Raw genomic sequence first — 20,278 nt, forward strand, 5'->3', positions numbered from 1 at the left:
GCACCGGCACGCAGTCTCAACTCAGCGTAATGATTGGCAGGTGGGGCGGGGGACCTTCGGGCGGGTGTCGCCCGTTCGGCTCAGGCGGTGGGGGTGGCGGCGGCGCGGAGCCGGTACAGCAGTTCGGACTGCCGGTGGGTCAATTCGTCTGCGGCGGTGGCTCCTTCGGCGACGGCGCGGGTGAACGCGGCGAGTGTTTCGGCGACTTGGTCGGCGGCGGCGAACAAGGGCTGCTCGGTGCTGCCGCCGCGTTCCAGCAGGACGGTGGGGGGCTGGTCGGCGGGCGGGGTGAAAGCGCGCTCGACCCGGATCCGGCCGGTGCTCCCCCACAGTTCGTAGCTGTTGCGGTAGGCGTGGTCCATGCCGAAGGCGAGCTGGGCGAGCACGCCGCCGGGGGTGGTCAGCACGGCCGCGCCGGAGGTCTCCACGGCGCTGCCGGCGCCGCGGTGCAGGGCGGCGCCGGTCACCGTGAGTTCCGGGCCCAGGAAGTGCAGGGCGGCCCGGACGGGGTAGTAGCCGACGTCCAGCAGGGCGCCGCCGCCGAGTTCGGGCCGGTGCCGGATGTTGTCGGCGGGCAGCGCGGGGATGGCGAACGCGGCGGAGAACATCCGCAGTTCGCCGATCGCGCCGTCGGCGACCAGCCGCCGGACCTGCTCGTGCACCGGGTGGTGGACGAACATCACGTTCTCCCGGAGCACCAACTCGCGCTCCTCGGCCCGGCGTTGCAGGGCCGCGGTGGCAGCCGGGTCGGCGGTGAGCGGCTTCTCGGCGAGGACGTGCTTGCCGGCGTCGAGGGCTGCGGCCACCCACTCGGCGTGCAGGGCGATCGGCAGCGGCACGTACACCGCGTCCACGTCGGGGGATTCGACCAGTGCGCGGTAGTCGGTGGCCCGGCAGCCGTACTGGGCGGCGAGCGGTTTCGCGCGTTCCGGGTCGCGGCTGGCGATCGCGGTGAGGCGCAGGCCGGGCTGGGCGGCGATCGCGGGCAGCATCCGCCGCCGGGCGATCTCCGCGCAGCCCAGCACGCCGATCCGCAGGGGGTCAGGCACGGTCGTCCAGGCCGTTCAGTACGGCCAGCAGGGTGCGGGCCTGGACGTTGACGTAGTGGCCGTGCCGGACGAGCTCGGAGAGCTGACCCGGCGTCACCCAGGCGTAGCCCTCGGGCTCGTCGACCGGTTCGTCGTCGCCGGTCTCGACCAGCAGGTAGTCGGCCTCGGCGTGCAGGAAGCGCCCGCCCTCCTCGGAGTGCACGGCCCGGTAGGCGACCTGCCCGTTCAGTACCCGGTCGAGGAACGGGGGCCGCTCCTCGTGGTTGCCGGGGGTGCACTGGACGGTGGGGGCGAGTTCGACGGCGTCGAGGAAGCCGCCCTCGACCTTGGCGTGCGCCAGGACGTGCCGGACGCCGTCGATCCGGCGGGTGAGGAAGGCGGCGACGCCGCGGCCGACGGGTTCGATCAACGGCTGGGTCCAGCTGGTGACTTCGCGGTTCCCGGCGGTGACGTTGACCGCGACGACCTTGAAGAACCGGCCCTGCTCGTGCGCGATGGTCTCCTCGTCCTGCGTCCAGCCGGGCAGGTCGGCCAGCGGGACGCGTTCGGCGTGGATGTCGTGGCGGGAGCGCTGCCCGGTGAACCAGGAGAGCAGCTCGGTGTCGGTGTGCAGGGCGCGGCCGTCCGGGTCGGCGACCGGGGCGCAGGCCAGCACGGTGCGGGAGTCCATGTTCACCACGTTGTCGCGGCGCAGCAGTTCGGCGATCTGGCCGAACGTCAGCCAGCAGAAGTCGTCGTCCTCGGGGACGTCGTCCAGCGCCTCGACGATCATGTTGCGGTTGCTCTTGTGGAAGAACCAGGAGCCGTGCTCGGACTGCAGCACGTCGGCGAGCACCCGGCGGGGGCGGCCGCCGGTGAAGTACTCGATGTACTTCACGTCGGCGCCCTGGTGCACCTTGGTGTAGTTGCTGCGGGTGGCCTGGACGGTCGGCGAGAGCTGGAGCAGGTTGCGGTTGCCGGGTTCCATCTTGGCCTGCATCAGGCAGTGCAGGACGCCGTCGAACTCCTTGACCAGGATGCCGAGGATGCCGACCTCGGGCTGCTTGATGATCGGCTGGTACCACTCCCGGTAGGGGCCGTCGTCGAGGGTGACGTGCAGGCCCTCGACGGAGAAGAAGCGGCCGCTGCGGTGGACCAGGTTGCCGGTGCCCTCGGCGAAGGACCAGCCGTTCAGTTCGGCGAACGGGATCTTCCGCACGGTGAAGTCGTTGGCCCGGCCGCGCCCGGCCAGCCAGTCGGCGAAGGCGGCGGTGCTCAGCCTGGCGCCCTCGGTGGCGGCGGCGGAGCGGGCGATCCTGGCGGCCGGGCCGGCGTCCCCGCGGGGGCGGGCGGTCGCGCGCGGGCGGGCGGCGGCGGTGTCCGGTGCGGGCATCGGGCGTTCCCTCTCAGCTGTTCTTGGCGACGAACTCGCGGACGGACTCGATGATGTAGTCGAGCTGGGCCTCGCTCAGGCCGGGGTACACGCCGACCCAGAAGGTGTGCTCGGTGACGATGTCGCTGTTGGTGAGGTCGCCGACGACGCGGTGCGGCTTGCCGATGTAGGCGGGGTGACGGGTCAGGTTGCCGGCGAACAGGCGGCGGGTGCCGATCTTGCGGGCCTCCAGGAAGTCGACCAGCGCGGCCCGGGTGAACGGGGCCTCGGGGTCGACGGTGAGCACGAAGCCGAACCAGCTCGGGTCGGAGTTCGGGGTGGCGTGCGGGAGCAGCAGCCACGGCACGTCGGCCAGGCCGTCGCGCAGGCGCTGCCAGTTGGCCTTGCGGGCATCGACGAAGGAGTCCAGCTTGGCCAGCTGGGTGAGGCCGAGGGCGGCCTGGATGTCGGTGGCCTTCAGGTTGTAACCGACGTGCGAGAAAATGTACTTGTGGTCGTACCCGGCGGGCAGGGTGCCCATCTGGTAGTCGAAGCGCTTGAGGCACTTGTTGCTCTCGCCCGGCTCGCACCAGCAGTCCCGGCCCCAGTCGCGCAGCGACTCGACGATCCGGGCCAGCGCCAGGTTGGAGGTCAGCACGCAGCCGCCCTCGCCCATCGTCAGGTGGTGCGCCGGGTAGAAGCTGACGGTGGTCAGGTCGCCGAAGGTGCCGGTGAGCTGGCCGTTGTAGGTGGCGCCGACGGCGTCGCAGTTGTCCTCGATCAGGAACAGGTCGTGCTCCTCGGCGAGCTGCGCGATCTCGGCGACCGGGAACGGGTTGCCCAGCGCGTGCGCGATCATGATCGCCTTGGTGCGCGGGCCGATCGCGGCGGCCACCCGGTCGGCAGTGGTGTTGTAGGTACCGAGCTCGATGTCGACGAAGACCGGGATCAGCCCGTTCTGCAGGATCGGGTTGACGGTGGTCGGGAAGCCCGCCGCGACGGTGATCACCTCGTCGCCCGGGACCAGCTTGCGGTCCTCCAGGTGGTCGGAGGTCAGCGCGGTCATCGCCAGCAGGTTGGCGGACGAGCCGGAGTTGGTCAGGTGCGCCTTGCGCCGCTTGCACTTCTTGGCGAACAGCGACTCGAACTTGCGGGAGCTGCGGCCGGCCGCGATCCGCATCTCCAGCGCGGCCTCGACCAGCGCCACCCGGTCCTCCGCGTCCAGCACCGCGCCGGACGGCCAGATCTCGGTGACCCCGGGCACGAACGCGCCGTCGTCCTCCTGCTCCTGGTGGAACTTGCGAACCTCGTCGAGGACGAGCTCCTTGTGCACGCTCATCGCCGGTCTCCTTCTGATGGGGCATCGGGTGGGGTCTTCTCGTCGGTCCGGTCCAGCTTGCGGGCGGCTGCTGGAGCCGGACTCGACAGTGCCTCGGCGGGCGGTTCAGCAGCCGGTTCAGCAGCCGGTTCAGCGGCCGGTTCAGCGGCCGGTTCAGCGGCCGGTTCAGCGGCCGCCGGCGACGGCGAGGGCCTCGCCGGTGACGTTGCCGTTGGCGGCCGAGCCCAGGTACAGCACGGCCCGGGCCACCTCCTCGGGGGAGCTGAGCCGGCCGCTCGGGGTGGCGGCGGTCTCCCGCTCGCGGACCGGCGCGGGCAGCCCGGCGGCGACCCGCTCGGTGGTGGTCAGGCCGGGGCAGACCACGTTCACCAGCACGTCGGTGCCGGTCAGGTCCCACATCAGGCTGCGGGTCAGGCCGTGCAGTCCGGCCTTGGCGGCGCCGTAGAACTCCTGTCCGCGGTTGCCGCCGAGCGCGTTGTGCGAGGAGATCAGCACGATCCGGCCCCAGCCGCGGGCCCGCATGCCGCCGACGGCGGCCTGCACGGTGCGGACGGTCGGCGCCAGGTTGCCGTCGATCACCGGCAGCCAGTCCGGCTCCGGAACGTCCTCGAACCGGGTGCCGGGGATGCGCCGCTCGCCCCAGCGGACGGCGTTCGCCACCAGCACGTCCAGCCGGCCCCAGCGTTGCTCGACCTCGGCCACCGCGAGCTGCGGCGACTTCGGGTCCTCCAGGTCGTACGGCAGCGCGAACGCCCGCTCGGGGCCGCCGAGTTCGTCGGCGAGCTGCTCGGCGGCAGCCCGGTCGGAGCGGTAGGCAACGGCCACCCGGGCCCCTTCGGCGGCGTACGCCCGGGCGACCGCGCGCCCGATCCCGCCGGTCGCCCCGGTCACCAGTACGACGCGCTCTCGCAGTCCCAGGTCCATGCCACTCCTCGGTGCGCGGCCGGCCCGGACGGGTCCCGCCCCGACGCGGGGCGGCCCGGCCGCCGGGTGCCGACCCGCCGTCGACGGCAGCCCCGAGCCTGCGCCCGCGGGCTGGAGCGGTGCTCGCGGACGGGTCGCAACTCGGCGTCATGGCAGGGAGGTTGGCGCGCCTGTAAGGGCCATCCGACGACCTCCCCGGCTCCGGGACGAACCCCGGGCCGGCGCGGTACTCGCAGGAGGCTCGCAACTCCGCGCCCCGGCAGGACAGTTGGCGCTGGAAGTGGACTACCCGGCGACCGCCTCCGACTTCGGGACGATCCCGGGCCGGCGCGGTGTCACAGGAGGGTCGCAACTCTGCGCCCTGGCAGGTCAGTTGGCGCTGAAGGCGGACTACCCGGACACCGCCTCCGACTCCGGGGCAAGCACCGGCCGGCGCGGCACTCGCGGATAGGCAGCAACTTCACCTTCCGGCAAGTCAGTTGGCGCTGAAGGCGGACTACCCGGCCACCGCTTCCAGCTCCGGGGCAAGCACCGGCCGGCGCGACACTCGCAGACGGGCGGCAACTACGGCTCCTGGCAGGTCAGTTGGCGCTGAAGGCGGACCACCCGGGCACCGCCTCCTGCTCCGGGACGAGCCCCGGCCGGCGCGGCGCTCGCGGGCGGGCGGCAACTTCGGCTCCTGGAAGGTCAGTTGGGCGGACTACCCGGCCACCGCCTCCGGCTCCGGGACGAGCCCCGGCGTCGAGGTCAGCAGGTCGCGCAGCGAGGTGTCCAGGTCGCGCTGCGGCCGCCAGTCGAGCAGCCGGGCGGCCTTGCCGATGTCGACCTGCTGCCAGTCCACCGCGCCGCGCTGCGGGGCGGTGTCCGGCTCCTCGGCCACGGTCAGCGGCAGGCCGCTCAGCTCGATCAGCCGGTCCACCAGCCGGCGCACCGCGACGGCCTCGCCCCGGCCGATGTTGATCACCTGGCCGGCCAGCCCGCCGGGGGCGTCCGCGACGGCGGCCGCCACCACCGCGTCGGCGACGTCGCGGACGTCCACGAAGTCCCGCCGGGCCCGCAGCGGGGTGAGCCGCAGCGGCTCGCCCGGGCCGCCGCGGGCGACCTCGGCGAGCCGGCCGGCGATCATGCCGAGCAGGCTGCCCGCCGGGGTGCCGGGCCCGGACACGTTGACGATCCGCAGCACCACCCCGTCCAGCCCGCGGTCCCGGGCGGCGGCCAGCACCGCCTCGGTGCCGAGCAGCTTGGTCCGCCCGTACGAGCTGACCGGCGCGGGCGGCAGGCTCTCCGGGATGGCCACGCCCCACGGGCCCGGCCCGTACTCGTGCACCGAACCGAGGTGCACCACCCGCGGCCGCCCGGGCAGCAGGCCGACCGCCGTGACCAGCCGCTCCGGCAACTCGGCGTTGGCCTGCGCCATCTGCTGGTCCGTCACACCCCACACCGCGCCCGCCGCGTTCACCACCACGTCGGCGCCGGTGCTGCGCAGCACCTCGGCGAGCCGCTCGGGCGAGGTGGCGGCGAGGTCGAGCGGGATCGGCTCGAAGTCCGCGGCGCCGGCGGCGCTGCGCGCGACCCCGTACACCCGGGCGCCGGCCGCGGCGAGCGCCTGGCAGACACGACGGCCGACGAATCCGGTCGCGCCGAGGACCGCTACCCGCCGGCCCTGGGCGGCCGGTGGTCGATCCGCGCTCCGCACGTCGAACTGGGACACCGTCGGCACCTCCGTCTGCATCGGCCCGCGGCCGGATCGCCGCGTGCCTCTCCGTGGTCGCGCCGCATGGTGCAGCAGTCGGCTCGAATCCTGGTGGACGGCCGGGCCGCTGCTCGCCGCCGCCGCTACCGGTGCTCTAGCGGCGCTCCCTACAGTCCGCACCCATGGGGATACAAGCCACCGCGGTGCCCGACGCCTATCGGATCACCCCGCGTCAACACCCCGACTCCCGGGGCAACTTCTTCGAGTCGTACAAGCGCGACGCGCTCGCCGAGGCGACCGGCCACCTGTTCACGCCACTGCAGGTGAACTACTCGACCTCGTCCCGCAACACGCTGCGCGGGATCCACGGGGTCACCATCCCGCCCGGGCAGGCCAAGTACGTCAGTTGCGTGCGCGGCGTCCTGCTGGACGTGGTGGTCGACGTCCGGCTCGGCTCGCCCACCTTCGGCACGCACGTCACCACCGTGCTCGACGCCAAGGAGGGCACCGCGGTGTTCGTCGCCGAGGGCCTGGCGCACGGCTTCGTGGCGCTCACCGACGACGCCTGCATCAGCTACCTGTGCTCCACCCAGTTCGTCCCCGGGACGCAGTTCGACATCCAGCCCTTCGACCCCGAGCTGAACATCCCGTGGAAGAACTGGCTCGACGGTGAACCGCTGCTGTCCGAGAAGGACCGGTGCGCGCCGTCGCTGGCCGAGCTGACCGAACGCGGGGTCCTGTCCACCTATGACGAGTGCCGCGCGCTCTACGCGCGGCAGCGCCCACCGAGGAGATGACATGCGAGTGCTGTTCGCCACCTGGGCGGAGCCCGGGCACCTGTACAGCCTGGTCCAGCTGGCCTGGGCCTGCCAGGCGGCGGGCCACGAGGTACGGTTCGCCACCCCGCCGGCCAGCGCCCCCGCGGTCGCCCGGGCCGGGCTGATCGGGGTGGCGGTCGGGCAGGACGTCGCGGTCGCCCAGATCCGCAACCGCGCGGACCTCGCACCGTGGCGCAGCTTCGGCCGCTGGCCCGAGAGCTGGGCCGCCCGCCCCGAGCTGCTGGACGACGGGCACCGCACCGTGCTGGCCGCGCTGGCGGACAAGCAGCTCACCGTCGCCGACGCGATGGCCGACGACCTGATCGCGTTCGCCCGCGCCTGGCGGCCCGACGTCGTGGTGCACGACTCGCTGACCTTCGCCGGCCCGCTGACCGCCGCCGTCCTCGGCGTCCCCGCGTTCGGCCACACCTGGGGCACCGCCACCGTGATCCGGATCGAGACGGACCGGCTGGACGGTGAACTCCGGCCCGGCTACCGCGACTTGTTCGAGCGGCACGGCGCCGACCCCGAGCGCGGGCCGATCGGCTGGTTCGACCCGTGCCCGCCCTCGCTGCGGCTGCCCGACCCGGCGCCGCGCCGGCGCATCCCCGTCCGCTACGTGCCGTACAACGGCCCCGGCCTGCTGCCCGACTGGCTGCACACCGACTCCGGCCGCCCCCGGGTCTGCGTCACCGCCGGGGTGTCCGGCGGCAAGGTCTCCCCCGACCGGCTGCCCGACGTCCTCACCGGCGCACTGGCCGCACTCACCGCACTCGACGTCGAGGTGGTGCTGGCCGTCGGCGCCGGCCAGGCCGGGAAGCTCGGCGGCCTGCCGGACGGCGTCCGGGTCGCCGAATCGCTGCCGATGACCGCGCTGCTGCCGACCTGCGCGGCCGTCGTCCACCACGGCGGGTCCGGCACCGGCCTGACCGCCGCCGCGCACGGCGTACCGCAACTCGTGCTGCCGCAGGTGCCGATCTCCGCCGAGATCGGCGAACGGCTGGCACACGCCGGCGCCGGGCTGCTCCCCGCACCCGGCGAGCAGCACGACCCGGCGGTGATCGGCGCCTCGGTCGCCGCGCTGCTGGACGACCCGCGGTACGGCAAGGCCGCCGCCGCGCTGCGCGAGGAGATGCTCGCCGAGCCGACGCCCGCCGAGCGGGTCGCGGTGCTGGTGGACGCGGTGGCCTGAGTCCCCTGAAGTCGCTGAAGGGGCGGCCCCGACCGCAGTGGTCGGGGCCGCCCCTTCGTCGGCCCACCTTCGTCGGCTCAGCTCCGTAGGCTCAGCTCCGTAGGCTCAGCTTCGTCGGCTCAGCGCACCAGTTCGAGCAGGCGCTCCGCGGTCCGCGCCGGGCTGGGCTGCGCCTGCGACTCCTCGCGCAGCCGGGCGGCGGCGTCCCGGTGGGCCGGGTCCTCGACCAGCGCGAGCACGTCCTCGTGCACCCGCTGCCCGGCCCGCTCGTCCTCGATCAGCTCGTTGTACGGGACGTGCCGGGCCGCGCCGGCGCCGGTCAGCCGGTCACCGGTGAGCATCTGCTCCGGGCGCGGCGAGAGGATCAGCTGCGGGGTGCCGGCCGCGACCGCGGTCATCGCGGTGCCGCCACCGCCCTGGTGCGCCACCGCCGCGCAGGTCGGCAGCAGCAGGTGCAGCGGCAGCATCGACACCGTCCGGATGCCGCTCGGCAGCTCCCCCAGCAGCTCGCGCTGCGCCTCGGTGACGGCGAGCACCACCTCCAGGCCGGCCGCCGCCAGCGAGTGGGCGGCGCCGAGCAGCGGCGCGGGCAGCGCGGACTTCGGGTCCAGCTTGCCCGCCGTGACTCCCCAGGTGATGCACACCCGCGGCGCCTCCGGCTCCTTCCGCAGCCAGTCGGGCAGCTCGCCCGGGCCGTTGTACGACACGATCCGGGTGTTCAACCGGGTTGCCGGGGTGGGAAGTTGGAGGGACGGCGGGCACGGGTCGACGAACACGCCGGTGCCGTCGTCGGCCTGCGCGCCGAACTTCTCGAACAGCGCCCGGTAGCCCGGCCACGCCTCTCCCCCGGGCGCGGAGTGCTCGACGTCGAGCACCGCCGGGCTGCCCCACTGGTGGCTGGCCAGCGGCACCCCGAGCAGGTCGGCGACCACCGCGGCCGCGTACGTGCCCGCGTCCCGGACGATCAGGTCCGGCCCGAAGTGCCGGGCGAACTCCAGCAGTTCGGGCACCATCGCCTCGGCGGTCACCGCCTGCCGGTCAACCAGCGCCTGGAGCAGGCCGAGCTGACCCTCGTCCAACCGGTCGAGGTGCAACGGCCAGTCGGCCGGCCAGGACCGCTGCGAATGCCAGACCTTCAACTGCCCCTTCGCCTGCCCCTGCCCGCTCCCGGCCATCGCCCCGGGCACCGGACCGATCGCCACCGGCGTCAGCCCCGCCCCCGACACATGAGCGGTGCAGTTGGGCGGCACGGCGACCCGCACCTCGTGACCCGCCGCCTGGAACGCCCAGGCCAGCGGGACCATCGGAAACAGGTGGGACGGGGAGGCCCAGGTGGTGAAGAGGACGCGCACTGTTCTCCTCCATGCGCTCGGTTCGACTCCGCCGCGACGACGGACGCGGGCCCAGCGTCCGGCGCCCCGCTCGACCCACGATCGAACCCGGACGGAAGGCCAGCGCCTACCCGGCGAGGGCGGCGAGGGTGGTGACGACGTCCGCCGGGGTGGGCATGGCCGCGATCTCGGTGCGCAGGTGGGCGGTGGCGGTGCGGAAGGTGGGGTCGTCGAGGAGCCGGGCGGCGGCGTGGGCCACGGCGTGCGGATCGCGCTGTTGCTCGTCGGTGGGAAGGCTCAGGCCGATGCCGAGGGCGGTGACGCGTTCGGCGTGCTCGGCGGTCCACGGGGTCTGCGGCAGGACGAGTTGCGGCAGGCCGCGGGCGATCGCGGCCAGGCCGGTGCCGCTGCCGCCGTGGTGGACCACGGCGTCGCAGCCGTCCAGGAACAGGTCGAGCGGCGTGGGGTCGACCAGCCGTACCGAGGCGGGGAGTTCGCCGAGGCCGGCCCGGTGCTCGGCGGGAACGGTCGCGACGGTCTGCACGCCGGGCAGCGAGCCGAGGCCGCGCAGTGCGGCGGCGATCACGGCGGGCCCTTCCAGGGCGAGGGTGCGCAGGCCGAGCGAGACGCAGATCCGGCGCGTCCCGGCGGGCTTCGGCGCCCAGTCGGGTCGCAGGCCGACGCCGTTGCTCGGAACGAAGCGGACCGGGCGGGCGGGTGCCGCGTCCGGGTGCTGGAGGCTGGGCGGGCAGGGGTCGAGCACCAGGTCGGGGGTGGGCAGGCCGGGCAGGCCGTGGGCCTGGCAGATGCCGGCCAGGGCTTCCTGGATCCGGTCGAAGTCGCGGCTGGTGAACGAGTCGACGCCCCACCGGTGGTGGACCACCGGAATGCCGCGCACCGCGCCGACGATCAGCGAGGCGTACTCGAGCGGGTCGGCGAGCACCACGTCGGGCCGCCACCGCTCGGCGATCCGCAGCAGGTCCGGCAGCACGTCCTCGACCCGGGCCCGCCAGCGGTCGGCGAGCGACTTCCACGGCGGTTCGCGGCGCGCGCCGCCGTCCCCGCCGGGGTCGGCCTGGCCGAGCGCCCGGCGTTGGCGGCGTTCCTCGATCTCGCGCTGCTCGTGGCCGACCACGGCGATCGACAGGCCGCCGCCGCGGGCGGCCTCGACCAGGTCCGGCTGTCCGGCGACCAGTACGTCGTGGCCGGCGGCGCGGGCGGCCCAGGCGATCGGCAGGAGCGGGAGCAGGTGGGTGGGCACGGGGCTGGCCATCACCAGGACGCGCACGGCGGTGTCCTCTCGTCGGCGTTCGGGGGCGGTCGGGCGGCTTCGCCCGCGCGGGCGGCGAGGCGCCGGACGGCTGCTGGCGTGCAGCGTGCGGGCCGCCGCTCGGGTCCGGCTCGAAGCTCGGCGGGCGGCGGGCTCCGGCCGAGGCGGGGGGCTCGCGCGACCCGGACGCACGGTGGGCCGGGGCGCCGGCCCGGGCGGTGCGGAGGGCAATGCCGTCGCACCACGGCGGCGGCGACGGCTCCGGCGCAGGCGGTGGCTTGCACGACCCGGACACGCAGTGGGCCCAGCAGACCGGGATGCCGACCCGGGCCGCGCGGAAGGCAATGCCGCCACACCACAGCGGCGGGCAACGGCCGGCGCAGGCGGCGGCTTGCACGACCCGGACACGCAGTGGGCCCAGCAGACCGGGATGCCGACCCGGGCCGCGCGGAAGGCAATGCCGCCACACCACAGCGGCGCCCGACGGCTCCGGCGCGGGCGCGTTCGGGCCGGACCGGCTGATGGGGGTGGCTGGGCCGCTCGGGGCGGACGGCGGGCACCCGTCCCGGCCTGCGTCCTGCGGGGCCGGCCGGTTCCCGCACCCGGTGGCCCGGCCGGCCCGGTGGCCACCGGATACCTCCGGGCAGACCTGCGCGGCAGACCCGGACGTCCCGGCCGTGGGCCTGACCGTCCACCCGCGCACGGCAGCCCCGCGCTCCGTCAGGCGGCTGCGTGGCCCGGCCGGCCCGGTGGCCACCGGACGCCTCCGGGCAGACCTTCGCGGCAGGCCCGGACGTCCCGGCCGTGGGCCTGACCGTCCACCCGCGCACGGCAGCCCCGCGCTCCGTCAGGCAGCGGCCAGGAATCCGTCAGGCAGCGGCCAGGAAGGTGTCCAGCACCGGCCGGTAGTACTCGGGTCCGAACTGCCGGGCGACGTCGGGCACCAGGGCGGCCAGCCGGTCGGTGGCGATGGCGTGCTGGGCGGCCCCGGAGTCGGCGTATCCGCGGTCGACGTGCAGGCCGAGCCGCTGTTCCAGGTGGTCGACGATCCGTTCGACGGGGACGGCGAAGCCGGAGGCGACGTTGACGACTTCGCCGCGCAGGCCGCGGCCGAGCAGCCGGTCGATGACGGTGATCACGTCGGCGACGCTGATCAGGTCGCGGGCGGCGCCGCGGTGGATCTGCACGGCGCCGGAGCGGACCTGCCGGAGCAGGGCGGGCAGCAGTTGGTGCGGGGGCTGGCCGGGGCCGACCAGGTGGCCGAGGCGGAGGATCAGGTACTCGGCTCGGGAGTCCTGCAACTGCCGTTCCAGCGCCAGCTTGTGGCGTCCGTAGGGGGTGCAGGGTTCGACGGGTTCGTCCTCCCGGCCGGGGCCGTGGGCGTTGCCGTACATGCCGGTGGAGGCGGTGGAGAAGAACAGCAGTCGGCGTCCGTCGGCGGCGCACCGGCGGGCGGTGTCGGCCAGCAGGTCGGCCTCGCGGGTGAAGTCGGTGTCGGAGGTGCCGGAGGCCCAGGAGACGCCGGCGGCGAGTACGACGGTGTCGGGGTGGGCGTCGGCGATCGGGGTGAGGCTGCGGGCGAGGAACCCGGTTCCCACGATGTGCATTGTCTGTGTGTCCCTTCAGCGGGCGGCGACGGCGGCCAGCTCCTGGAGGGTGCGGACCAGTTCGGCCGGGGCGGGCCGCCGGTCGTTCTCCTCGCGCAGCCTTCTCGCGGCGGCCCGGTGGGCGGGGTCGCCGAGCAGGGTGGTGGCGGCCGTCCGGATGTCGTCGGCCCGGGCGGTGGCGTTGGGCAGGCCGAGGCCGATGCCCGCGGCGGTGATCCGTTCGGCGTTGCGGTGCTGGTCGAGGCCGTTGGGCAGGGCGAGTTGCGGGGTGCCGGCGGCGAGTGCGGTCATCACGCATCCGGCGCCGCCGTGGTGCACCACCAGGTCGCAGTGCGGCAGCAGCAGGTGCAGCGGCACCCGTTCCAACAGGCGGACGTTCGGGGGGAGTTCGCCGAGGCGTTCGGTCCGTTCGCGGTCGGCGCCGGTCAGCGTGAGCACCACTTCGACGTCCAGCGCGGCAAGTGCCTCGATCACCTTGGGGACGGCGAAGGACACCTCGCCGAACATGTCGGACACCGAGGTCCCCCACACCACGCAGACCCGGGGCCGCTCGGGCAGCCCGGCCAGCCAGCCGGGCTCGGCGCCGGGCCCGTTGTACGGCAGGAACCGGACGGGCAGCCGGCGGGCGGCGCCGCGCAGCGGCGGGGCGACGGCAGGCGGGCAGGGGTCGATGGCGTACGCGTAGTGCTGCGGCCCGTGGTCGCCGACGCCGTGGCGGCGGAAGGCGCCGCTGTAGTCGGGCGGCAGCATGATCAGCCCCTCGCCCTCGTCGGCGGGCCCGACCGGGCCCCAGAGCTGGAGCACGGCGGGGACGTCGAGCACCCGGCCGACCAGCGGCCCTTCGATGCTGAGCTGGTCGTGCACCACCAACTGCGGCTGCCAGTGCCGGGCGTAGCCGACGGCGGCGTCGGTGGAGCGGGTGGCGTCGGCGACCAGGGTGGGGTGGTACTGGGCGAACCAGCCGCCGAGGTCGAAGTCGGCGAGCCGGGCCAGCGGCTGCCCGGTGACGGGGTGCGGCGGGGGTTCGGCGAACCGCCACTGGCCGTCCCGGGCGGAGACGTAGTTCTGCAGCCGGCCCTGGACGGCCATGTCCCAGCCGCCGAGCAGCGGGACGGCGGTCAGTCCGGCCCGGGTCAGCGGCTCGGTCTGCGAGGGCGCGCACAGCACCCGCACCTCGTGGCCGGCGCCTTGCAGCGCCCAGCCGAGCGGCACCATCGCGGACCAGTGGCCGGGCCAGTCGGAGACGGTGAACAGCACCCGCATCAGCGGCCACCGCCGACCGTGGCGGGCTGCCGGGCGGCGGCCAACTCCTCCAGGACGCTGACCAGTTCGGCCGGGGCGGGCCGCCGGTCGTTCTCCTCGCGCAGCCTTCTCGCGGCGGCCCGGTGGGCGGGGTCGCCGAGCAGCGCGGCGGCGGCCGCGCGGACCGCCCCGGGCTCCAGGCCGGCGTTGGGCAGGCCGAGGCCCGCCCCGGCGGCGGCGATCCGGTCGGCGTTCAGCCGCTGCTCGACGCCGTTGGTGAGGGCGAGCTGCGGGGTGCCGGCGGCGAGCGCGGTCATCACGCACCCGGCGCCGCCGTGGTGCACCACCAGGTCGCAGTGCGGCAGCAGCAGGTGCAGCGGCACCCGCTCCAACAGGCGGACGTTCGACGGGAGTTCGCCGAGGCGTTCGCGGTCGGCGCCGGTCAGCGTGAGTACCACCTCGACGTCCAGCGCGGCCAGTTCCTCGATCACCTGCGGCACGGTGAAGGACACCTCGCCGAACATCTCGGACACCGAGGTCCCCCACACCACGCAGACCCGGGGCCGCTCGGGCAGCCCGGCCAGCCAGTCCGGCTCGGCGCCGGGACCGTTGTACGGGACGAACCGGACGGGCAGCCGTTCGGCGCCCTGGACGGCGGGGGCGAGGCTCGCCGGGTTGGCGTCGATCACGTGGGTGACCTGCTCGAACCCGGGTTCGCCGACGCCGTACCGTTCGAAGGACTTGCTCATGTCGACGGGCACCAGGGTCAGCCCGGGCTCCTGCTCGTCGGTCCCGGCCGGCCCCCACAGGTGGATGGCGGACGGGACGTCCAGCACCCGGCCGAGCAGCAGTCCCTCGATGCTGACCAGGTCGTGGACGTGGACGTCGGGCTGCCAGCGGCGGGCGTACGCGACGGCGGCGTCGGTGGACTGCCGGGCGCGCTCGGCCAGGGCGGGCAGGTTCGCGCCGAACCAGCCGCCGAGGTCGAAGTCGGCGAGATCGGCCAGCGGCTGCCCGGTGACGGGGTGCGGCGGCGGCTCGGGGTAGGACCACAGGCCCTTCCCCGCGTTCAAGTAGTTCTGCAGCCGGCCCTGGAAGGCCATGTCCCAGCCGTCCAGCACCGGGACGGCGGTCAGTCCGGCCCGGGTCAGCGCGTCCGCCTGGGAGGGCGCGCACAGCACCCGCACCTCGTGGCCGGCGCCCTGAAGCGCCCAGCCCAGCGGCACCATCGCCGACCAGTGGCCGAACCAGTCCGACACCGTGAACAACACCCGCACGACTCGCTCCTCACACCGCGGACGCCGCGCCGGCCGGCACGCGTCCCGTCCCGGCGCGACCCGCTGCTGCGGGCCGCGCGAATTCCTGTGCCGCTGCCACCAGTTCGCGGCCGATCCGGTCGCCCAGGCCGTCCGGGAGCAGGTCGGTGCGGGTCCGGACGGTCACCTCGGCGCCGCCGTCGGGCAGCGGGCCGACCTCGATCACCAGGGCCTGCGCGGACTGCTCCTCGTCCAGGTCGAGCGGGGTGGCGGGCAGGCCGGGCAGGGTGAGCCGGGGCAGCGCGTTGTCCTGGAGGACGAACAGCGGCACGGCCAGCAGCCGGCCGATGTCCTGGCCGGCCAGCGCGAGCGCCATCACCACGTCGCGGAACGGGAGTTCCTGGTGGGCGAGGGCCCGGCCGACGACCTGCGCGAGGCCCCCGCCGCCGGGGCGGGCCCGCAGGCAGAGCAGGTCGACGCGGGTGGTGACGGTGGCGTCCATCCGCGGGCCGCCGCGCCGGGCGACGGGCACGCCGACGGTCACGTCCTCCTGCCCGGTCAGCGACCGCAGCACGCCGACCAGCGCGCCGTACCAGTGCGCGAACGGGGTGCTGCCGGACTCCCGGGCGGCCTCCTCCAGCCGGGCGCGCTGCTCGGCGGTCAGCCGGATCCGGTCGGTGCGCACCGGGCCGAGCTGCGCGGCGCGTACCGACTGCGCTCCGGGCAGCTCCAGCGCCGCGAGGCCCGTCAATTCCTCGCGCCAGAACGCCCGTTGGGCGTCCAGGTCGACCCGGGCGAGGTGCCGGCGGTGCTCCTCGGCCGCCTCGGCGAGGGTGCCGGCGGGGCTGGCGAAGACCGGCTGCTCGCCGCGCGCCCGGGCGGTGTACGCGGTGGAGAGGTCCTCGGCGAGCAGCGCCTGGGACCAGCCGTCGAAGGCGATGTGGTGCACGGCGACGCCGATCAGCCAGCTGCCGGTCTCCCGGATCCGGACGGCGGCGGTGCGCCAGATCCGGCCGGCGCCGACCGACAGCGGGCTCGCCAGGTGGGCCCGCAGCGCCCGGGCGGCGGCGGTGGTTCCGTCCGCGTCGGGGAGCTGTGCGAACTCGGCCTCGCCGGGCTGCTCGGGCAGCACCGCGACGGAGCGGCCGCGGGCCTGGTAGCGGGCGTGCAGGGCCTGGTGGCGGCGGTGCAGGTCGCCGGCGGCGGCCCGCAGCGCGGCCGGGTCGAGGTCGCCGTCGAGCCGCCAGGCGGACACCGAGATGTCGTCGAGCACCAGGAACACGTCCTGCATGGAGGTGAGTTCGACGGCGCCGGCGGGCAGCGCGGGGCCGGTGGCGGCGGGCGCGGCGGGGTCGGCCCGGTCGAGCCAGGCGGCGAGGGTGCGCACGGTCGGGGTGCGGTACAGCTGGGCGGCCACCACGGCGTGGCCGTGCGCGCCGAGGCGGGCGCACAGCCGGGCGGCGTCCAGCGAACTGCCGCCGAGGTCGAAGAACGAGGCGGCGAGCGGGACGTGCGGCCGGCGCAGGACGGCGGCGAAGGCCTCGGCGACGGCGCGTTCGGTGGGGTCGGCGGTCTCCTCCTCGGCCTCCTCGGGGGCGTCCGGGGCGGCGGCGAGGGCGTCCAGGGCCTTGCGGTCGAGCTTGGAGTTGGCGGTGAGCGGCATCCGCTCCAGCCGGATCAGCCGGGCGGGCACCAGGTAGCCGGGCAGGGCCGCGGACAGCGCGGCCCGCAGGCCGTCGGGGTCGAGCGGCGGGGTGCCCAGGGCGGTGAAGAACAGGTTCAGCGCGGTGCACGCGCCGCCGGGGTCGAGCACCGGGACGACCACGGCGTCGGCGACGCCGGGGACGGCGGCGGCGTGCGCCTCGATCTCCTCGACCTCGATCCGCAGGCCGCGCATCTTGACTTGCCGGTCCATCCGGCCGCCGTAGCGCAGCAGCCCGTCGGCGCGCCGCCGGCCGCGGTCGCCGGTGCGGTAGACCCGGACGGTGCGGCCCTCGACGGTGACCTCGGTGAACTTGCGGGCCGTCAGTTCCGGGTCGAGGTAGCCGTGCGCGAGACCGTCGCCGGCCAGGCAGAGCTCGCCCTCCTCGTCGGTCGCGCACAGCCGGTCGCCGTCCAGCACGAACACCTCGGTGTGCGGCAGCGGGTGGCCGAGCGGGATGCCGTCCGGGGAGTCGCAGTCCGCGGCGGTGATCTCGTACTCGGTGGCGAACACGGTGCACTCGACCGGGCCGTAGCCGTTGCCGAGCGGGATGCCGGGGTGGCGCTCCAGGAAGCGGCGGGCGTGCGGGGGCGAGACCTTCTCGCCGCCGATCAGCACCTTGCGCAGGCCCGCGAAGGCGTCCACGCCCTCGTCGACGATCATGTTGAACAGCGAGGTGGTGATGAAGCCGTGGGTGATGCCCTCGGCGGCGATCAGCGCGCGCAGGGTGTCGGGCATCAGCAGCGAGTCGGTGAACACCACCTTGCCGCCGCACAGCAGCGCGCCCCAGCAGTCGCACGTGAAGCCGTCCCAGGGGGCGGCGGCGATCTGCAGGATGGCGCTGCCGGGGCCGAAGTCGGAGAACGCGCAGTCGTCGAAGAGCCGGACGGTGCCGCGGTGCGGCGAGAGCACGGCCTTGGGGGCGCCGGTGGTGCCGGAGGTGAAGAAGACGGTGCTGACGTCCTCGCCGCGCACCTCGACGGGGGTGGGGCGGCGCTGCGGTCCGGCGGGCGGGGCGGCCGGGTCGGCGGGCGGGGCGGCCACCGGGACCGGCCAGTCACCGGGCAGGTCGGTGACCAGCAGCGGCGCGTCCAGCTGGGCGACCAGGCCGGCGGTGCGGTCGGCGGGCCAGCGCGGGTCGAGGGCGGCGTACGCGGCGCCGCGCTTGAGCACGGCCAGCATGGCGACCACCAGTTCGGGGCCGCGCGGCAGCAGCAGCGGGACGATCCGGCCGGGGCCGACGCCGGCGTCCTCCAGGGCGGCGGCGAAGTGGTCGGAGGCGTCGTCGAGCTGCCGGTAACCGATCCGCCGTTCGCCGTCCACCAGGGCGGTCGCGTCGGGGGTGCGCTCGGCGCTCCACCGGAAGAGGTCGTGCATGGTCCCGCCCCGTCGGTAGGGGCTTGGAGCCGGATCCGGCTGCACCGGGTTCGCCATCTCGTGCTCTCCTGTTTCGTCCGCGGGTCGACACCGGCCGCACGGCCCATGCCGGTTCGGCCATCAGCCTGCTGCCGCCCGGACGACGGCTGCTCGAATCCCGCTGGGAGCTCCGGGCCGGGCGCGGGCACGGCGAGGCCCGCCGGGGCGGTCTGCCCCGGCGGGCCGGTGTCGTACGTGTGGGGGACGGGGTGGCTCAGCCGTCGTGGCGGGTCTTCCAGCGGAAGGTGGTCAGGCAGATCACCAGGCCGACCACCACCCAGCCGCCGAGCACCAGCGCGACCCGGCCGAGCTCCCACGAGTGGGCCAGCTCCTGGGACAGGTAGGTGTCCGGCAGGAACACCGAACGCATGCCCTGGCACAGCCACTTGAGCGGGAAGAACGAGGCGATCTGCTGGAGGTAGTGCGGCAGGGTCTGGAACGGCACGAACACGCCGGAGATGAACTGCAGCGCCATGAACGGCAGGATCACGATCGGGCCGCCGCCCTCCTCGCCGCCGATCAGCGAGGAGAAGGCCAGGCCGAGCAGGCTGCACGCGGAGATGCCGAGCAGGTAGATCCAGCCGAAGGTCAGCCAACTGGTCACGTCGGTGGGCAGCTTGAGGCCGAAGAACAGCGAGCCGATGACCATCAGCACGATGGCCTGGCCGAGGCTGGAGACCAGCACCATGGCGATCTTGCCGAGGAAGTAGGCGACCGGCGGCATGGGGGTGCCGCGCAGCCGCTTGAGCGCGCCGTTGCGGCGCTCGGCGGCGACCTGCAGGGCCAGCGTCTGGAAGCTGGTGGACATCACGCCGACCGCGAGCATGCCGGTCGAGTACAGCTGGGACATCTGCAGGTCGGTGCCCTCGACCTTGCCGCCGAAGATCGCGCTGAACAGGATCAGCAGCACGATCGGCGTCGAGAAGGTGAGGATCATCTGGCCGCGGGAGCGGAAGAAGCCGCGGATCTCCAGCACCGCGCGGGCGGCGGCGATCCTCAGCAGCGCGGGCCCGGCCGCGGTGCGGGCCCGGCCGGCGGTGGTGGCGGTGGCCACCGCGGGCGTCCTGGTCGCTTCCATCACCGGTCTCCGATCATCTGCAGGTAGACGTCTTCCAGCGACGGGCGGGTCACCGTCAGCTCCGGGACCTCGCCGCCGAAGCGGGCGGCCAGCTCGGAGACGGTGCGGGTGGGGGTGGCGGTCTGGATCTCCTGCGGTCCGTCCGCGCCGATCCAGCGGACGGTGGCGGGCGCCAGGTGCCGGTCGCCGAGCCGCTCGGGGGTGGAGACCTCCACCACCCGGCCGGAGGTGACCACGCCGACCCGGTCGGCCAGGTACTCGACCTCGTCCAGGTAGTGGGTGGTGAGCAGGATGGTGGTGCCGGTGCTGCGCAGGCCCGCGATCAGCGCCCAGAACTTGCGCCGCACCTCGGGGTCGAAACCGGTGGTGGGCTCGTCCAGGAACAGCAGTTCGGGATTGCCGATGATGCCGAGCGCCACGTCCAGGCGGCGGCGCTGGCCGCCGGAGAGCGAGGCGGCGCGGGTCTTGCGCTTCTCGGTCAGGCCGACCGCCTCGATCACCTCGTCGGCGTCCCGCGGCTGCGGGTAGTAGGCGGTGAAGTGGTGCACCACCTCGGCGACGGTGAGGTCCGCGAAGTCCTTGGAGCCCTGCAGCACGATGCCGATCCGCGAGCGCCAGGCCGGGCCGGCCTTGCCGGGGTCCTCGCCGAGCACGTTCAGCTCGCCGCCGTCGCGGGTGCGGAAGCCCTCGAGCATCTCGGTGGTCGTGGTCTTGCCCGCGCCGTTCGGGCCCAGCAGCGCGAAGATCTCGCCGTGCCGGACGTCCAGGTCGACCGAGTCGACCGCGAGCGTGTCGCCGTACCGCTTGCGCAGTCCCCTGGCGTGGATGGCGAATTCGGACATGACGGATGATCCTTCCGGGGTCATGGGCGGTGGCGACGCCGACGCTAACGACCGCACCTCGGGTACCGCTCGAAGCCCGCTGGAGCGGCCGGACAACGTGCCCGGAGCGGCCGGACGACCCGGCTCCAGCCGCCGCCGAGGGCGGCTCCAGCGCGCCGACGGACCGTC

15 protein-coding genes are annotated in these 20,278 nt (G+C 74.7%); 2 read left to right on the plus strand and 13 right to left on the minus strand.

Features of this window, described 5'->3' with window-relative positions:
- Positions 1-80: 80 nt before the first annotated feature.
- The 5 genes from ACFYST_RS27375 to ACFYST_RS27395 form a co-directional block, all read right to left on the minus strand.
- Positions 81-1,049: a Gfo/Idh/MocA family protein gene (locus ACFYST_RS27375; protein WP_387866115.1), complete on the minus strand. Its 969-nt coding sequence runs from the start codon at positions 1,047-1,049 to the stop codon at positions 81-83.
- The gene (locus ACFYST_RS27380) at positions 1,042-2,421 is read right to left on the minus strand and encodes an NDP-hexose 2,3-dehydratase family protein (RefSeq protein ID WP_387866118.1); all 1,380 of its coding nucleotides are present in this window, start codon (positions 2,419-2,421) and stop codon (positions 1,042-1,044) included. Before ACFYST_RS27380 ends, ACFYST_RS27375 begins: the two co-directional genes overlap by 8 nt.
- A 13-nt stretch (positions 2,422-2,434) precedes the next feature.
- The gene (gene rfbH, locus ACFYST_RS27385) at positions 2,435-3,739 is read right to left on the minus strand and encodes a lipopolysaccharide biosynthesis protein RfbH (RefSeq protein WP_387636954.1); all 1,305 of its coding nucleotides are present in this window, start codon (positions 3,737-3,739) and stop codon (positions 2,435-2,437) included.
- Positions 3,740-3,904: 165 nt separating this feature from the next.
- Positions 3,905-4,663, minus strand: coding sequence for an SDR family NAD(P)-dependent oxidoreductase (locus tag ACFYST_RS27390; RefSeq protein WP_387866120.1), 759 nt, complete (start codon positions 4,661-4,663; stop codon positions 3,905-3,907).
- Between the two features lie 700 nt (positions 4,664-5,363).
- Positions 5,364-6,374, minus strand: a complete 1,011-nt coding sequence (locus ACFYST_RS27395; protein WP_387866123.1) for an NAD-dependent epimerase/dehydratase family protein — start codon at positions 6,372-6,374, stop codon at positions 5,364-5,366.
- Between the two features lie 164 nt (positions 6,375-6,538).
- On the opposite strand from ACFYST_RS27395, the gene ACFYST_RS27400 reads away from it, so the two are divergent.
- Together ACFYST_RS27400 and ACFYST_RS27405 are read left to right on the plus strand one after the other, a co-directional pair.
- Entirely contained in the window at positions 6,539-7,153 is a 615-nt protein-coding gene (locus ACFYST_RS27400) for a dTDP-4-dehydrorhamnose 3,5-epimerase family protein (protein WP_387636960.1), read from the plus strand.
- 1 nt (position 7,154) lies between these two features.
- On the plus strand, positions 7,155-8,366 hold the full coding sequence (locus tag ACFYST_RS27405) for a nucleotide disphospho-sugar-binding domain-containing protein (RefSeq protein ID WP_387866126.1): 1,212 nt from the start codon (positions 7,155-7,157) through the stop codon (positions 8,364-8,366).
- Positions 8,367-8,485: 119 nt separating this feature from the next.
- Here ACFYST_RS27405 and ACFYST_RS27410 read toward each other — a convergent pair whose 3' ends face one another.
- From ACFYST_RS27410 to ACFYST_RS27445, 8 genes are all read right to left on the minus strand, one after another.
- A complete protein-coding gene (locus ACFYST_RS27410; RefSeq protein WP_387636966.1) occupies positions 8,486-9,718 on the minus strand; it encodes a nucleotide disphospho-sugar-binding domain-containing protein in 1,233 nt (410 codons plus the stop codon).
- Positions 9,719-9,824: 106 nt separating this feature from the next.
- The gene (locus ACFYST_RS27415; RefSeq protein WP_387866128.1) at positions 9,825-10,985 is read right to left on the minus strand and encodes a nucleotide disphospho-sugar-binding domain-containing protein; all 1,161 of its coding nucleotides are present in this window, start codon (positions 10,983-10,985) and stop codon (positions 9,825-9,827) included.
- Positions 10,986-11,836: 851 nt separating this feature from the next.
- On the minus strand, positions 11,837-12,574 hold the full coding sequence (locus tag ACFYST_RS27420) for an NAD-dependent epimerase/dehydratase family protein (protein ID WP_387636970.1): 738 nt from the start codon (positions 12,572-12,574) through the stop codon (positions 11,837-11,839).
- A 15-nt stretch (positions 12,575-12,589) separates the two neighbouring features.
- Positions 12,590-13,837, minus strand: a complete 1,248-nt coding sequence (locus ACFYST_RS27425) for a nucleotide disphospho-sugar-binding domain-containing protein (protein ID WP_387866131.1) — start codon at positions 13,835-13,837, stop codon at positions 12,590-12,592.
- Complete coding sequence (locus ACFYST_RS27430; protein ID WP_387866134.1) at positions 13,837-15,093, minus strand: nucleotide disphospho-sugar-binding domain-containing protein; 1,257 nt, start codon at positions 15,091-15,093, stop codon at positions 13,837-13,839. Before ACFYST_RS27430 ends, ACFYST_RS27425 begins: the two co-directional genes overlap by 1 nt.
- 10 nt (positions 15,094-15,103) lie before the next feature.
- A complete protein-coding gene (locus tag ACFYST_RS27435; protein WP_387866136.1) occupies positions 15,104-18,151 on the minus strand; it encodes an amino acid adenylation domain-containing protein in 3,048 nt (1,015 codons plus the stop codon).
- A gap of 253 nt (positions 18,152-18,404) precedes the next feature.
- The gene (locus ACFYST_RS27440) at positions 18,405-19,268 is read right to left on the minus strand and encodes an ABC transporter permease (protein ID WP_387636980.1); all 864 of its coding nucleotides are present in this window, start codon (positions 19,266-19,268) and stop codon (positions 18,405-18,407) included.
- The gene (locus ACFYST_RS27445) at positions 19,268-20,110 is read right to left on the minus strand and encodes an ABC transporter ATP-binding protein (RefSeq protein WP_387636983.1); all 843 of its coding nucleotides are present in this window, start codon (positions 20,108-20,110) and stop codon (positions 19,268-19,270) included. The genes ACFYST_RS27440 and ACFYST_RS27445 overlap by 1 nt, the downstream gene beginning before the upstream one ends.
- Positions 20,111-20,278 lie beyond the last annotated feature (168 nt).

Source organism: Kitasatospora sp. NPDC004614, assembly GCF_042873675.1.
Lineage (GTDB): Bacteria > Actinomycetota > Actinomycetes > Streptomycetales > Streptomycetaceae > Kitasatospora.